We start from the raw sequence: 15,605 nt of genomic DNA, 5'->3' as shown, positions 1-15,605 counted from the left end.
TGTCTATCGCCGTAATGTGGAGTTGATCTCTGTTTCGACTGGGCACATCCGATGAGTCGGTTGGAGCAAAAGTGTGAAAGCTGAGCGTCATGCATATAAAAAGGAGTCGCTGATCATGCGACTCCCTCTTTATATACGTCTTAAATTAGAATTGAAGGTGTTTTTCAATGTATGCTTTAACATCTGTAATTGGCATACGAACTTGAGACATTGAATCACGATGACGCACTGTTACTTGACCATCCTCTTGTGAGTCGAAGTCGTAAGTAATACAGAATGGTGTACCGATTTCATCTTGTCGACGATAACGTTTACCGATTGATTGTGACTCGTCAAAGTCAACTGGGAATGCTTTGCGAAGCTCTGCCCAAACAGTAGTAGCCTCATCCGAAAGCTTTTTAGAAAGTGGTAAGACTGCAGCTTTAAATGGTGCTAGAGCAGGGTGGAAGCGTAAAACTGTACGCTTATCATCGCCTTCAAGCTCTTCTTCATCATAAGCATCGCATAAGAATGCTAATGTTACACGGTCTGCACCTAAAGAAGGCTCGATACAATATGGAACATAGCGTTCGTTTGTAACTGGGTCGATGTAAGTAAAATCTTCACCAGAATGTTCCATATGTTGTTTTAGATCGTAATCTGTACGATCCGCTACGCCCCAAAGCTCGCCCCAGCCGAATGGGAATTTGAATTCGATATCAGTTGTAGCATTTGAGTAGTGAGACAATTCATCTTCTTCGTGATCGCGAAGACGCATAGACTCTTCATTCATTCCTAAGTTTAACAACCAGTTTTTACAAAATTCTCTCCAGTATGCGTGCCATTCAAGATCTTCACCTGGCTTGCAGAAAAACTCAAGCTCCATTTGTTCGAATTCACGTGTGCGGAATGTGAAGTTACCTGGTGTAATTTCGTTACGGAATGATTTACCAATTTGTGCAATACCGAATGGTGTACGTTTACGCATAGAACGTTGAACGTTTTTAAAGTTTACGAAAATACCTTGTGCTGTTTCTGGGCGTAAATAAATTTCGTTAGTAGAAGATTCTGTTACACCTTGGAATGTCTTGAACATTAAATTGAATTGACGGATATCTGTGAAATCAGCCTTACCGCAATCTGGGCACACTACGTCATACTTAACCATCGTTTCTTTCATTTGGTCAAATGTCATACCATCGACAATAATTTCATCGCCTTTAGCTAGTGCAGCGTCTTCGATGATTTTATCAGCACGATGGCGCGCTTTACATGCCTTACAATCAATCATTGGGTCATTAAAGTTACCAACGTGACCAGAAGCCACCCAAGCTTTTGGATTCATTAAAATTGCAGCGTCTAGCCCAACGTTGTGCTCTGACTCTTGAACAAATTTTTGCCACCATGCTTTTTTAACATTGTTTTTTAATTCAACACCTAGTGGACCATAATCCCATGTGTTTGCTAAGCCTCCGTAGATTTCAGAACCAGGGAAGACAAAGCCGCGATGCTTCGCTAATGATACGATTGTTTCCATTGATTTGTTAGCCATAAAAAATAGCCTCCTTCATAGTTTTCACAGAGTGAACAGTAATTTTGTTTTAGCGAATTTATAAAACGGATCTACAAATTCGCAAAAGAAATTTTTCAATTTAGTTAAGAACTAAATTAAAAATAGCACCCGTCTCCGGGCACATTAAATGCCCAGGGACGAGTGCTAAAACCCGCGGTTCCACCCTGATTGTTTTAAACGTGATGTTTAAAACCTCTTTTTAAAAAGTTAGCTCAAGGAGTGCCTTTTCTCTGTTACTATGTAGACTTTCACCATCTTCTACTCGCTTTAAAATGGAACAGATACTCTTTTCCTATCATCGCCTGTATAACGCAAATCGCTCGAAAATACATTTAGAGCAAGCGTATGTGTCAATATTGTAGCATGTAGTTCTTTTCTTCGCAATAATTATTAAAATAGTATATAATAATTGAGCATAAGTATAACACTATTAGATTTGAGGCGGTGAGTCCAATCGAACTCAATAAACGTCAGGAAGACATTTTACAAATTGTGAAAGAAAACGGCCCAATTACAGGCGAACATATTGCAGAACGTCTCAATCTGACAAGAGCGACTTTAAGACCAGATTTAGCTATACTCACAATGGCGGGCTTTTTAGATGCTAGACCTCGTGTTGGCTATTTCTATTCAGGTAAAAAAACATCCGTTACATTGACGGATAGTATTCACAATTTAAAGGTGAAAGATTTTCATTCGGGACCGGTTGTAGTACCAGAAACAATGACTGTATATGATGCGATTTGCTTCATGTTTTCTGAGGATGTTGGAACACTCTTTGTCGTGGATAAGAATGAGTTTTTGACAGGAGTACTTTCTCGCAAGGATTTACTACGTACAAGTATTGGTACTCAGGATTTAAATAAAATCCCTGTACATATCATTATGACACGCATGCCAAACATTTCGTATTGTGAGAGATCAGATTCTTTAGTTGTCGCAGCAAATAAACTAATTGAACGAGAAGTTGATTCGTTACCAGTAGTAGAGCCACAGGAAGGCGGATTGACAATCGTCGGTCGTCTTACAAAAACGACGATTACACGAGCTTTCTTATCGCTTGTACAGAATGTCTAAATATTTGAAGGAGAACAGCATGAAAAGACTACGTGTTTTTGTTATATCTGATTCAGTCGGGGAAACTGGTGATCAAGTAGCGAAAGCAGTTATTAGCCAGTTTCGACCTGGTTTGGAAAACACGGTGATTCGGCGTTTTCCTCATATTCAGTCAGAGGAGCTCATCCGAAAAATTGTTTGCCTTGCAGCGAAACAGCAGGCATTTATTGTGTACACGCTTGTTCGGCAGGAGATGCGATCGTTATTACATGAACTGTGTGAACAAGAAAAAGTATATGCAATCGATATTTTAGGACCTGCTTTAAAAACAATGGCAACATTTATGGAAGAGATCCCATTAGAAGCACCAGGAATCGTTCATAAGCTAGATGATGATTACTTTAAAAAAATTGAGGCTATTGAATTTGCAGTAAAATATGATGATGGAAGAGATCCACGTGGTCTATTGCAGGCTGATATCGTACTTGTTGGTGTTTCACGTACTTCTAAAACACCATTATCACAGTACTTAGCACATAAACGCTATAAGGTGGCGAATGTCCCTTTAGTACCAGAAGTGGAGCCACCTGAAGAACTATTTATGATTGATCCAAAAAAATGTTTTGGTTTAATTATTTCTCCTGATAAATTAAACTCAATTAGAAAAGAAAGATTAATGACTCTTGGATTGAATGATGATGCTATCTACGCGCAACATAAGCGTATATTAGAAGAAATTCAGCATTTTGAAAAAATTGTCGGTAAAATTGGTTGTAAAGTTATTGATGTGACAAATAAAGCTGTAGAAGAAACAGCAAATGTCATTATTGAGCATATCTCGACCTGTAAATAAGAAACGAATTTCGATAAACCACCTCGGTTGTAAGAGGCGGTTTTTTTGAGTAGGTTTTGAAAATAGTATAGATAAAAACTAATTTTTGTTTTATAATAATAAAATTGTGGTAAAAATATTGCTAAAGAGAAAAATCCTATTTTTTTGTCGAGAAATAAAGGATTTTTAAATCGGATAGCGAATTGTGTTTTAGAACGTAATTTAAAGATGGTGATGATTTGGCAGGGAAAATTCCAGAAGAAGTGATTGAACAGATTCGTACACAATCGGATATTGTTGATGTCATAAGCGAATATATGCAGCTTACAAAGCGTGGACGCAATTGGTTTGGTCTCTGTCCATTTCATGGAGAACAAACGCCATCTTTTTCTGTGTCAACAGACAAACAAATTTTTCATTGCTTTGGTTGTGGTGCAGGTGGTAACGCTATTACTTTTGTCATGGATATAGAAGGTGTTTCTTTTCCTGACGCAGTTGTGAAACTTGGTGAACGTGTTGGCATACAATTAGATGTTGGACCTAGTTTACCTGAAGTAACGAAAAAGGTATCTAAAGCAGAAGAAAGGATGAAAGAAGCACACGCTTTTGCAGCAGATTTTTTTCATCATTTACTGTTAAATACGGAAGATGGTGAAGAACCTTTAAATTATTTACTAGAAAGAGGATTTACAAGGGAACTTATAGAATCTAATAGCATTGGATGGTCTCTTCCAAGCTTTGATGCATTAACAATATTGCTTGAAAGAAAAGGTTATAACTTACAAGAAATCGCAGAAAGTGGTTTAATCATCAAGCGAGAAGGGGAAGAGCGCTATTTTGACCGTTTTAGAGGGCGTATTATGTTTCCTATTCGTGATGAGAACGGTAAGATTATTGCATTCTCAGGACGAATCCTTTCATCAACTGGTGAAGAGGCAAAATATTTAAATAGTCCAGAATCACCAATATTTCAAAAGAGTGAAGTGCTATATAACCTAGATAAAGCACGAACCTCAATTAGAAAAAATCGTCAAGTAGTATTGGTGGAAGGATTTATGGATGTTTTAGCAGCAACTTCTGTTGGTGTAACGAATGCCGTAGCAACAATGGGTACTTCGCTTACGAATCAGCATATCACGAAGCTAAAGCGCTTAGTAGAGCAGATTACGATTTGCTATGACGGTGATAATGCTGGTTTCGATGCGGCAAAAAGAGCGGCACAATTACTTCAAACAGAACGTATGAAAGTCAATATTGCGGTGTTACCAGATAAGCTAGATCCTGATGAATACATTCGTAGTTTAGGTGGACAAGCATTTAAAGAACAAATTTTGGAAAACCCTCATGCGTATATTGCTTTTATGATGATGCATGCTAGACGAAATAAAAACTTTCAATTTGAAAATGATACGCTTCAATATATTCAAGAGGTTCTTGAACAACTGGTAGGTAGATCCTCACCTGTTGAACGAGATTTGTATATAAGACAGCTATCGAATGAAACCAATATCTCGGAAGAAGCGATTTATGCTCAATTCCGAAAGCTAGAGGCAAATCAGGTGCGTTCTGCAAAAGTAGAAATGCCTGTTCAGACGCCTTCGATGCCGGTCACTCAACAAAATAAGCCTATGGACGCAGCTGAACGTGCCGAACGTTTATTACTGGCTCATATGCTTCATAATATAGATGTAGTGGACAAGGTATTACGTAGTGAGCAAAAAGAGCCATTTGTACGAGATGCCTATATGGCAGTTTTTGTTCGCTTAGTAGGATTTTATGAGGAATATGGTCATCCTGATTATCAGCGTTTTGTTGAGATATTAGATGACTCGGAATTACGAAAGATTGTTATGGAAGCGGCTTTAGCAGAGCGAGATCCCGACCAAGCAGAGGCGGAGGTCACAGACTCAATACGACAGCTGCAAAAATATAGAATTGAGCAAGAAATTCAACAAAAGATGCATGAGTCAAAGGAAGCGGAGAAGATGCATGAGTATGCGCGTGCACTTGAAATCGCCCAACAGATTATTCATTTAAGAAAATCGTTATCGGCGATTTAACCCGATTCGGTTGTTTAGAAGGAGGAAGGTTTATGGCGGACAAGTCAGAACGTTCAAAAGAGGTAGAAGTTGAAATTACATTAGATGAAGCAAAAAAAATACTACAAGAAAAAGCAAAAACAGAAGGTGAAATTTCGATGAAAGAAATTTCAGAGAAATTAGCGCCTTATGAATTGGAGAATGAAGAGATTTTCCACTTTGCTGAGGATCTTGAAAAGAATAAAGACATTCAAATCATCGGAAAAGAAGAATTTGAAGAAGAGAGCTTAATGAAAGAAGAAGCAAGCGAAGAGACGTTCGATTTAAATGATTTGAGTGTACCACCAGGTGTAAAAATAAATGACCCTGTACGCATGTATTTAAAAGAAATTGGTCGAGTTGACTTACTTTCTGCCAACCAAGAAATCGCATTAGCGGAACGTATTGAGCAAGGTGACGAGGAAGCACGTAAACGTCTAGCAGAAGCAAATTTACGTCTTGTTGTATCGATTGCGAAGCGATATGTTGGTCGTGGGATGCTATTCCTTGATTTAATTCAAGAGGGGAATATGGGGCTTATCAAGGCTGTTGAGAAATTTGACTACCGTAAAGGCTTTAAATTTTCCACTTATGCAACATGGTGGATTCGCCAAGCAATTACACGTGCAATTGCGGACCAAGCACGTACAATCCGTATTCCGGTGCATATGGTAGAAACCATTAATAAATTAATTCGTGTACAGCGCCAATTATTACAGGACTTAGGCCGCGAGCCATCTCCAGAAGAAATTGGTGAAGAAATGGATTTAACACCAGAAAAAGTACGTGAAATTTTAAAAATTGCACAAGAACCAGTATCTCTTGAAACACCAATTGGAGAAGAAGATGATTCACATTTAGGAGACTTTATCGAGGATTCTGAAGCTCAATCTCCATCTGACCATGCAGCATATGAATTGTTAAAAGAACAATTAGAAGACGTGTTAGATACATTAACTGACCGTGAAGAAAATGTCCTTCGCCTACGTTTTGGTTTAGATGATGGTCGCACACGTACATTAGAAGAAGTAGGAAAAGTATTTGGTGTTACACGTGAACGTATTCGCCAAATTGAAGCGAAGGCGCTTAGAAAACTACGCCACCCTTCTCGCAGCAAACGTTTAAAAGATTTCTTAGAATAGAATAAATCAAGTTGGGCTATTTGGATTAGTAATGACTAATCGGATAGCCCTTTTTTAATATCCGGGGAAGAGAAGGAAATATCCGCGCCCCGAGAGAATAACTGCGAAAGAGAAGTGACTAATTACTTACATCAACTTTAAATATTGTTTCGAAAAATACTGATATCGAGTAATTAGAATGAGACAATTTTGCTATTTTTGCTACTTTATACAGATGTGTTTTTGAAGATTTTGAGATAAAATTGTAATAACAACCATTATCAAGCAATGTTTGGAGTAACTACTATGACAAATCCTCGAAAAAAAATAATCTTAAATGAGATATTGTTTTGGAAGCAGAATAAGCTATTACCAGAGCACTACTGTGATTTTTTAGCGACTCTTTACGCAGAAGGAGCTGATCTTGAAGAGTTGAACCCAGTACATCATAAGCAAGCTATATTACCTTCTGAAAAGAGAAAGTTGGTATTTTTAATAGTAGGTATATGTATCGCTATGATTGCTCTTCTGTTTGTGTATTTTACAATAACCTCTTTAATGTTAATTTTAACGGTAATCGTTGGAATAGCCGCACTAACATTATTTATTACAGCGTTTCGAGTGGCACGGAGAAATGATTTATTAGCTCCTATTTTTCATTTATTAGCTGCAGTTTTATTGTTCAGTATGACTATTCGAATTTACACTACATATTTTAATGGAGATAATATTGCATTGTTTTGCTTGATTGCAGCAAATTGTGGGGTTTGGCTTTGGTCAGGTATAAAAATGAAGTTATTTTATTTCACGATCTCAGGTGTTCTAGGATTACTAGCACTGATTGGCTACTATATCATAAACTTATCTTAAGAACCCACTTTGTCTATCAGGAATCTGTTTGCTTTCAACTAGCTTACAGATTCTTTTTTTGTATCATCAAAATTTATTTTTTCTGCAAAAGTAGTATGATTTTTAGGAAACATTTACAGAATGAGTTTTTGAAAATACAGATTTAAGATATTAGGATAACTTATTTAGCTAATTAATTGTTTGCAATAGGGTTATAAGAAATTTTTGATTTTCATGGTATACGAAAGCGTAAATAATGGAAAGATAACTGCGTGTGAAAAGTTAGTTTCAAATTGCTAAAAGGTAATAGATAGTCCAAATATTGGAGAAAACAAGACATATTTTATCCAATAGATACAGAAATGTCGAAATTGTTACAAACAAAGGAAAACTTAGCGAATAGGGCTTTTCGTTTCATGGTTAATGAAGTACAATATTAGGTGTTGACTGATTCTATATTATAATAGAAGTAGATTTACAATGAGGAGGGAAAACATATGAAAAACAATCCAGTCGTTCCTTACATCTTAATTCTGGCATTTGGTATTGGACTTATTTTCTTCATGTCTTTAACAGGTGCAGGAGACAAAAAAGAAATTGCTGCTGAAAAAGAAGGCGGCGGTGAAAAAACAGAAGCTACTGATGACGGTTCAGCTTTAGTACAATCTTGTATTGGCTGTCACGCTGCTGACTTAACTGGTGCTGTAGGACCAAACTTACATGGCTTGGATGAAGCTCGTATCGTTGACGTTTTAACTAATGGTATCGAAGGAACTCCAATGCAACCTGGAATGAAAACTGAAGCGGAAGCAAAAGCAATCGCTGAGTACATTGCTACTCTGAAATAGTTTAACTTCTTTCATCGGATGTCTAAACATTCGGTTCCAGACTCAATTATGCCAAGGCAAAAGTAGCTGTACTGAAAGCGTTTAAGCGTGATTGGTACAGCTATAATTTATTTATCTTCATTTATTTAATGGAAAATGGAGTTGCTCAAAATTTGAGGCAACTCCATTTGTTTTTTTTCACGACATCATACATACTAATAATGGACTCTATATAAGGTAGGCGGTAAAAAAATGAACGCACAAAAATTATCAAAGCGATTAGAAACAGTAGCAAAATTTGTTCCCTCAGGTGCAGTTGTAGCTGATATTGGCAGTGACCATGCATATTTACCATGCTACTTAATTCATAAAGGCATTGCTTCTTATGCGATAGCAGGGGAAGTTGTGAAAGGACCTTTTGAATCAGCAGTTGGACAAGTGAAAAAAGAAGGTTTAACAGAAAAAATTACGGTACGACTTGCAAGTGGTTTAGCGGCAGTAGAAGCAGATGATCACGTAGATACGGTTACGATTGCGGGGATGGGTGGACCTCTTATTGTATCAATTTTAGAAAAGCATCCAGAAAAACTGCAAGGGGTAACACGACTTGTTTTACAACCGAATATTCATGCAAAAGTGATTCGTGAGTGGGCTTTAGCACATAATTGGGCTATTCTCGACGAAGAGATATTAGAGGAAGATGAAAAAATTTACGAAATTCTTGTATTACAAAGAGGTCCAATGACGTTAACGGAATCAGAAATTTTATTTGGACCAAAATTAATGCTGCGAAAATCACCAGCATTTATAGAAAAATGGTTACGTGAAAAAGAAAATTGGCAACGTGTGTTAAAGTCCATTGAAGTTGCAGATCAAACACCTGAAATTGAAGAAAAACGTGCAGAGTTAGGAGCACTACTCGATTTAGTGGAAGGAGTTTTGTGAGATGAAGACAGTAAACGGTCAGGAAATTATCCAATTATTCGAATCATGGTCACCCAAAAAGATTGCCTGTATGGAAAATGATCCAATTGGGCTTGCTATTGGCACATTAAACAAGCCTGTAAGTAAAGTATTAGTCACATTAGATGTTAATGAAGCGGTAGCAGAAGAGGCAATACAGCAAGGCTGCGAGCTAATAATCGCACATCATCCACCAATCTTCAGACGGTTAGCGAATATTCGTACTGATAATCCAGCTGGACGCTTATATGAAAAGCTTATAAAAAATGATATTGCCGTTTATGCAGCACATACAAATTTAGATGTGGCTGAAGGTGGTGTCAACGATTTACTGGCAGATGCTCTACAGCTTGAAAATCGTTCTATTTTAGAAGAAACATATGCGGAAAATATGTTGAAGTTGGCTGTTTTTATACCAACTGCAAATGCCAATGATTTACGTGAGGCATTAGCAAAGGCGGGAGCAGGTCGTATCGGCGATTACGAAGCGTGTAGCTATACTACATTAGGTGAAGGACGTTTCCGTGCACTAGCAGGTGCAAATCCACATGTAGGTTCTATTGGTGAATTACATGTTGAAGAAGAAGTGAAGGTAGAAGTAGTATTTCCGGAGTCTATTCGAAACCGTATATTAAAGGCAATGTTACTTGCACATCCATATGAAGAACCTGCCTATGATATCATTCGTTTAGATCAGCAAACCAATGTAATGGGCTTAGGACGTGTTGGTTTCTTACCACAAGAAATGACTCTTCATGAATTTACTCAATTTGTAAAGCAGCAGCTAGATGTACCGGCTGTCCGAGTTGTTGGCGATTTACAATCGAAGGTGAAAAAAATTGCGCTTGTCGGTGGCGACGGCAATAAATATATCTATTCTGCAAAGCGTGCAGGAGCAGATGTATTTTTAACAGGAGATATGTATTTCCATACTGCACAGGACGCACAAGCAATTGGTCTACAAATCGTGGATCCGGGTCATCATGTTGAAAAAGTGATGATTGCAGGTGTAGCTAAAAAGATGGCAAAAATGAGTGAGGATAAAAAATATACGGTTGAATTTGTACAATCTACTATTCATACAGAACCGTTTTTATTCGTGTAAGAGAGGGGAATAGATGTGGCGAGTGAAAGACCTGCTGGCAATAAAGCCGGTAAGTTATGGCTTATAATTGGTTTAATGATTGCTGTGTTTGGGCTAGGTATGACATTTATGACAAATAAGATAAATGCCCAAAAAATTGACGCCATGACAGAGCAGTGTGAAAAAGACGGCGGAGAAGCCATTGTCTCAAAGGAAAAGAAGTTTTTATCAACAAACTATTCATTTAAATGTAACCAGTAATAATAACAAGACTGAATTATAGAAGTTACTATAATTCAGTCTTCATAGTGATAAAAACAAAAAGGTCAAGGTAATTTTGTGAATGCTGTTTAATGAGGGAGATTTTGATTCCAGACTATTCGCTTTCCTGTGGGCGAGCGTCATGTAGGCTTCCACTCCAATCAACAATAGTGTAAAAATTTTAAATGTTTTATGCATTCAAAAGTGAAGGCTATGCCTACATACCATAATCGAACTGAATAGACTTATAACATTCGCTAATTGTACATCTGCTGACGCTGCGTTTTTGCATATAAAACAGTTGTTTTCGCCTATGTTTTCAAATATTATCACTATAAATTAGAGTAACATGCTAGAAGATACATGCTATGTAAAATGGTTGATTGAAGTGGAGACTGAGCGACTCCTTGGGGATCAGCGATAGAGGAACGAAGGCTAAGAGCGTCACGTCCTGTGATAACGCCTTCGTGACCTACATCGTGTAGGCCCGAGACCCTGGAGCGAGCTTCGCGAGTGAAGCGGCTCATCGGACGCCCCCAGGAAGCTCTGCTCTGCGCGAAAGCGAAGCGTCAGCGGCAAATGTTTTATCTGTGCGAAAGCGAAGCGACAGCAACAAAGCGCTCAGTCGGAACGGAAATCAACCTCTCTTTTTGCTAGAACCATACTTAATTTATAGGCTTTCCTTAAATTCATTGACATAATAGTTTCAACATCGTGAAGGCTGAATTAGTATAATTCAGTCTTTTTGTGTATGCATAGATGAATTTCACAGTGTTATGATAGGTAAGTATACTTTGGAATGAAAGGGGAGATTTGGTTTGTATATTCGTTTTACAAAAGAACAACAGGAAACGATCATAGCTGATATTCAACGATTTTTTTATAATAATCGAGATGAGGATATTACAGAATTTGAAGCAGAGCGAGTATTGGACTTTATTAAGGAAAATATAGCTCCACATATTTATAATGCGGCTATTTCGGATGCAAAATATGTTGTAGAAAGACAATACGCATCGATTGAAGATGAGCTTGCAGCATTAGAAAGACCAATTAAGATAAAATAAAGGAACTCAGGCTAAGAACTCCACATCCTGTGAAAATGCCTGAGTGACCAACATCGTGCTGCTGCCGCTGCGTTAGCACTACGCTTTCGCGCAAAAAACATCTGTTGGCCTAAAGCCTCTGGTGGATGTCACGGAATCAAACAATTGGCAATTTTTATAAATTTATGATATTTTTATTTTGAATTGAAGATAATTTGATTCGAAGTAAAAAGTGGTTTAAGTAATTACCTGTGCATTGAATAAAGAGATGGATTCCTGTACAACATGGCTAGGAGAACCGTTTTTAAATTCAAATGAATGCTTCGGTCACAATTTGAGGGATGAATGAAGGAGGAGTAGTATGTTGAAAATTGGGATTATTTTAGGTAGTACACGTGAAGGTCGTGTAAGTCCACAAGTTGGAGAATGGGTACAGGGAGTAGCTGAAAAACGCGGTGATGCAGCATATGAAATAATTGATATCGCTGATTTTAAATTACCATTTCTAGGTGAGCCAGGAGGAGATACTTCAGGAGTAGCTGCTTGGTCAGAAAAAGTCGCTGCCTGTGATGGTTTTGTATTTATCGCTGCAGAATATAACCATTCCATTACGGGGGCATTAAAAAATGCGTTAGATTATTTACGTAACGAATGGAATAATAAAGCAGCAGGTATTGTTTCTTACGGTTCTGTTGGTGGTGCAAGAGCAGCTGAACATTTACGGGGTATTCTTGGTGAATTATTAGTAGCAGATGTTCGCGTACATCCTGCTTTATCCTTATTTACAGACTTCGAAAACGGTACGATTAAACCAAAGGATGTACAAACAGATTCAGTCAATCAAATGTTAGATCAACTTATTCCTTGGGCAACAGCATTAAAAACAATTCGATAATATCCTTAAGCAGTATGTACAGTACAAGTACATATTGCTTTTTTATGCGGAAACACACCCCCTCTTTCACTTTTAAAAGGAAAATGTTTAGAATCCTTAGGTTTTTTTACGTGCACAGCCTCCGCTTTCAAAGCTTAGAAATTTATGAAACTTTTTAGTGGAGAGTTCGTATCCATTAATGTAAGTAAATTGGATAATATAGAAGAATTGGAGTGTAAAGTGTGACACAAAAACAAACTAAGAATGAATTTTGGGCATGGTTTAAAGCGATTGGACTAGCAATCATTTTCACAATGTGCGTACGTTATTTTATTTTATCTCCTGTAGCTGTACAAGGTGCTTCAATGGAGCCAACTTTTGAAAATGGAGATAAAGTAATTGTTAATAAAGTCGGGCCACGAATTTCAAATTATGACCGCTTCGATATTATTGTTTTTGAGGCAAAAGATGATGAGAATTTTATTAAAAGAATCATTGGTTTACCAGGTGATCATATAGCCTATAAAGATGATGTTTTATATATAAACGGAAAAGCTTATGATGAGCCCTATTTAACTGAATATAAAGAAGCATTACATGATAAAGGTGATTTTACTTATGATTTCACTCTTGAGGAACAATTAGGTGAAATGACTGTACCAGAGGGGCATTTTTTCGTTCTTGGAGATAATCGTCGTAGAAGCATAGATAGCCGAAAGTCGGAAGTCGGTTTTGTTTCGCAGGATCAAATTTTAGGAACGGCAGACTTTGTATTGTGGCCATTTGAAAGACTTGGTAGTACACGCTAGTTGAAGTAGACTTTAAGTATAAAGGGAAAGGAAAAGCATATGAAAATTGTTACTGTGCATCATTATGAAGCGTTTAGCACGATACCAAATAAGGGGAACCCAGCAGGTGTCGTAGTAGAGGGAGACCAATATAGTGAAGTAGAAATGCAGGATATTGCTAAGCAATTAAGCTTTAATGAAACAGCCTTTGCGCTAAAATCGGATAAAGCCGATTTACGTATTCGTTATTTCACGCCAGGCCATGAGGTGAATTTATGTGGACATGCTACGATGGCGACGCTATATGCACTAAAAACAAAAGGTTTACTAGAAGATAAGTCACAACTAACTATTGAGACGAAAGCAGGAATTCTTCCAATTGAGATCAAAGAACAACAAGCAGGACAAATTTACATTACTATGCAACATGCAACGCCTCAGTTTGAAGCCTTTAACGGTTCAAAATCTAAACTTGCCCAATCAATTGGCCTACTAGAGGAAGCGATACATCCTGAATTACCTATAGTTTATGGAAGTACAGGAATTTGGACATTGCTCATACCAATTAAAAATTTAACATACTTTGAAAAAATGACGCCGCAATCTGCAGATTTTCCAGCCATCCTAGAAGAAATGCCAAAAGCATCCCTACATCCTTTTTGTTTAGAGGCAATTGATAAGAATGCTGATATGCACGCAAGGCATTTTTCATCTCCATACTCTGGAACAATTGAAGATATTGCTACAGGCACTGCCTCAGGTGTTATGGGAGCTTATTTTGCAGAGTATATTGATCGACAAGTACAATTGCCAAAAACGCTAATCGTTGAACAAGGTCAGGAACTTGGGAAAGATGGTCGTGTGCATGTTCATGTAAAAAATGATGAGGGGAAATTGAATATTTCAATTACAGGAACTGCTGTGCATGTGAAGGAACTAAAGGTGCAAATATAAAAAGGAAGCCGCTTATAGTATTTTTTTAACTAGGAAGCGGCCCCTTTTTAAAATGCGATTTCATTCCATTAATGTTTAATTTCTTCAATAACTTTTTCTTTTAAATCTGCATCCATAGATGAAAGCTTAACGTTATTTGTAAGACGTTCTTTTAATTCTCGATCTGTCATAATACCACGTTCTTCTAAAATTTGAACAAGTAAATCTAACGTCATTAAATTTTTAATATCTGCTGCTTTTGTATCCATTTTAAATGCCTCCAAAGTATAGTATTTCTACCTCTTTAGTGTACTCCTTTTTTAGAAGAACGGCGTATAATGGTCAAAACAAAGCGAATTTATTTCGTGTCCCGGAATATATTGAATGATTCTAGCAGTAGTGGAAGACAAGTAATAGCTAGAAATTAGCGACAAATAATTGTAAATGTAATAAAGTAATTAATAATTTCTATCAAAAAACTCCTAACAATAGGAGTTTTTTTTAATTATCTATTTAAACCGGTGTGTATTTATGTTAAGCTTACTCACCGTTGATAGAACTTTGATTTCCGTTGCTAGAGCCGTCCGCTTCGCCGCTAAAACGGCTTTTTCCGCCGCTAAAGCCGTCCGCTTCGCCGCTAAAACGGCTTTTTCCGCCGCTAGAGCCGTCCGCTTCGCCGCTAAAACGGCTTTTTCCGCCGCTAAAGCCGTCCACTCCGCCGTCAGAACTGCTTTTTCCGTCCACTTCGCCGGAATGTAAATCAACTCCACGTTATGGTGATGAACCTACTTATTACTCATTGAAAATAATGCCTGATACAAAGTTGCTAGCAAGGCTATAAAAAGCGTATCATCGGAGTTAAAAAGCTTAAAAGATATACCAGTAAGCACGAGTTCAGTTTCGATATTACTAGCACTTGCTATTTTTTCATCATTGCAATATAAATAGGCGGTAGATGTAAAATCTTTTTCAAAGCGAAACGCGAGTCCATCCATTGTAAAAGAGTAGGAGGATTCAAGTAATTGAACCGTCTTTCGTTGTATTGGTAAAATGTATCCATCTGGCATAATAAGCTGATGGCTGACACCCTTTGTTAATAGTGTAGATTGCACCTGAAAAAGTGGTGCACCTAAAGTAGAACGTGTTTCATAGCGATGTGGTAATGATTGCTGTGCAGCAACTAGCATAACAGCGTTCAATACTTTTCCAACGGATGAACGCTCAACTTTTTGCAGCACACAAACTGTCTCATTTTGTTCATTCACAATAGGAATATTTGAAAAGCTTTCGAATGCTTTTGGGTAGGTAAGAGTAAATGTAGTCATATGTAAACCTCCAATT

18 protein-coding genes are annotated in these 15,605 nt (G+C 37.5%); 14 read left to right on the top strand and 4 right to left on the bottom strand.

Going from position 1 to position 15,605, the window contains the following annotated elements:
* Positions 1 to 145 precede the first annotated feature (145 nt).
* Entirely contained in the window at positions 146 to 1,531 is a 1,386-nt protein-coding gene (locus BFJ97_RS05230; protein WP_068983604.1) for a glycine--tRNA ligase, read from the bottom strand.
* Between the two features lie 465 nt (positions 1,532 to 1,996).
* Here BFJ97_RS05230 and BFJ97_RS05225 point away from each other — a divergent pair, with 465 nt between their 5' ends.
* The 14 genes from BFJ97_RS05225 to BFJ97_RS05165 all read left to right on the top strand — a co-directional run bounded on the left by BFJ97_RS05225 (position 1,997) and on the right by BFJ97_RS05165 (position 14,285).
* Positions 1,997 to 2,629: a helix-turn-helix transcriptional regulator gene (locus BFJ97_RS05225; RefSeq protein ID WP_068983603.1), complete on the top strand. Its 633-nt coding sequence runs from the start codon at positions 1,997 to 1,999 to the stop codon at positions 2,627 to 2,629.
* Positions 2,630 to 2,648: 19 nt separating this feature from the next.
* Positions 2,649 to 3,461, top strand: a complete 813-nt coding sequence (locus tag BFJ97_RS05220; protein ID WP_068983602.1) for a pyruvate, water dikinase regulatory protein — start codon at positions 2,649 to 2,651, stop codon at positions 3,459 to 3,461.
* A gap of 218 nt (positions 3,462 to 3,679) precedes the next feature.
* Entirely contained in the window at positions 3,680 to 5,500 is a 1,821-nt protein-coding gene (gene dnaG / locus BFJ97_RS05215) for a DNA primase (RefSeq protein WP_068983601.1), read from the top strand.
* Positions 5,501 to 5,532: 32 nt separating this feature from the next.
* Positions 5,533 to 6,660, top strand: a complete 1,128-nt coding sequence (rpoD, locus tag BFJ97_RS05210) for an RNA polymerase sigma factor RpoD (RefSeq protein WP_068983600.1) — start codon at positions 5,533 to 5,535, stop codon at positions 6,658 to 6,660.
* A gap of 285 nt (positions 6,661 to 6,945) precedes the next feature.
* Entirely contained in the window at positions 6,946 to 7,509 is a 564-nt protein-coding gene (locus BFJ97_RS05205) for a hypothetical protein (RefSeq protein WP_068983599.1), read from the top strand.
* Between the two features lie 476 nt (positions 7,510 to 7,985).
* On the top strand, positions 7,986 to 8,336 hold the full coding sequence (locus BFJ97_RS05200; protein WP_068983598.1) for a c-type cytochrome: 351 nt from the start codon (positions 7,986 to 7,988) through the stop codon (positions 8,334 to 8,336).
* A 231-nt stretch (positions 8,337 to 8,567) separates the two neighbouring features.
* A complete protein-coding gene (locus tag BFJ97_RS05195; protein ID WP_068983597.1) occupies positions 8,568 to 9,260 on the top strand; it encodes a tRNA (adenine(22)-N(1))-methyltransferase in 693 nt (230 codons plus the stop codon).
* Between the two features lies 1 nt (position 9,261).
* Positions 9,262 to 10,383 carry a Nif3-like dinuclear metal center hexameric protein gene (locus BFJ97_RS05190; protein ID WP_068983596.1) on the top strand — a complete coding sequence of 374 codons (1,122 nt, stop codon included), beginning with the start codon at positions 9,262 to 9,264 and terminating at the stop codon, positions 10,381 to 10,383.
* Positions 10,384 to 10,398: 15 nt separating this feature from the next.
* Positions 10,399 to 10,623, top strand: coding sequence for a hypothetical protein (locus tag BFJ97_RS05185; RefSeq protein ID WP_068983595.1), 225 nt, complete (start codon positions 10,399 to 10,401; stop codon positions 10,621 to 10,623).
* Between the two features lie 513 nt (positions 10,624 to 11,136).
* Entirely contained in the window at positions 11,137 to 11,280 is a 144-nt protein-coding gene (locus BFJ97_RS24530) for a hypothetical protein (protein ID WP_175401686.1), read from the top strand.
* A gap of 161 nt (positions 11,281 to 11,441) precedes the next feature.
* Positions 11,442 to 11,690 (top strand): DUF2164 domain-containing protein, encoded by a 249-nt coding sequence (locus BFJ97_RS05180; RefSeq protein ID WP_068983594.1) that lies wholly within the window; start codon positions 11,442 to 11,444, stop codon positions 11,688 to 11,690.
* 340 nt (positions 11,691 to 12,030) lie between these two features.
* Entirely contained in the window at positions 12,031 to 12,564 is a 534-nt protein-coding gene (locus tag BFJ97_RS05175; protein ID WP_068983593.1) for an NADPH-dependent FMN reductase, read from the top strand.
* Between the two features lie 221 nt (positions 12,565 to 12,785).
* A complete protein-coding gene (gene lepB, locus BFJ97_RS05170; RefSeq protein WP_068983592.1) occupies positions 12,786 to 13,352 on the top strand; it encodes a signal peptidase I in 567 nt (188 codons plus the stop codon).
* A 39-nt stretch (positions 13,353 to 13,391) separates the two neighbouring features.
* Positions 13,392 to 14,285 carry a PhzF family phenazine biosynthesis isomerase gene (locus tag BFJ97_RS05165; RefSeq protein WP_068983591.1) on the top strand — a complete coding sequence of 298 codons (894 nt, stop codon included), beginning with the start codon at positions 13,392 to 13,394 and terminating at the stop codon, positions 14,283 to 14,285.
* A 68-nt stretch (positions 14,286 to 14,353) separates the two neighbouring features.
* On the opposite strand, the gene BFJ97_RS05160 is transcribed toward BFJ97_RS05165, so the two are convergent.
* From BFJ97_RS05160 to BFJ97_RS05150, 3 genes are all read right to left on the bottom strand, one after another.
* Positions 14,354 to 14,533, bottom strand: a complete 180-nt coding sequence (locus BFJ97_RS05160; RefSeq protein WP_049663817.1) for a hypothetical protein — start codon at positions 14,531 to 14,533, stop codon at positions 14,354 to 14,356.
* 240 nt (positions 14,534 to 14,773) lie between these two features.
* The gene (locus BFJ97_RS05155; protein WP_068983590.1) at positions 14,774 to 15,034 is read right to left on the bottom strand and encodes a hypothetical protein; all 261 of its coding nucleotides are present in this window, start codon (positions 15,032 to 15,034) and stop codon (positions 14,774 to 14,776) included.
* A 15-nt stretch (positions 15,035 to 15,049) separates the two neighbouring features.
* Positions 15,050 to 15,589 carry a tubby C-terminal domain-like protein gene (locus BFJ97_RS05150; RefSeq protein WP_068983589.1) on the bottom strand — a complete coding sequence of 180 codons (540 nt, stop codon included), beginning with the start codon at positions 15,587 to 15,589 and terminating at the stop codon, positions 15,050 to 15,052.
* Positions 15,590 to 15,605: the final 16 nt, after the last annotated feature.

The sequence above is a fragment of the Lysinibacillus xylanilyticus genome (genome assembly GCF_001708185.1).
In the GTDB taxonomy this organism is placed as follows: domain Bacteria; phylum Bacillota; class Bacilli; order Bacillales_A; family Planococcaceae; genus Lysinibacillus; species Lysinibacillus xylanilyticus_A.
The sequence above is the reverse complement of the archived record's forward strand: the minus strand, read 5'-3'. Positions and strand labels throughout refer to the sequence as shown.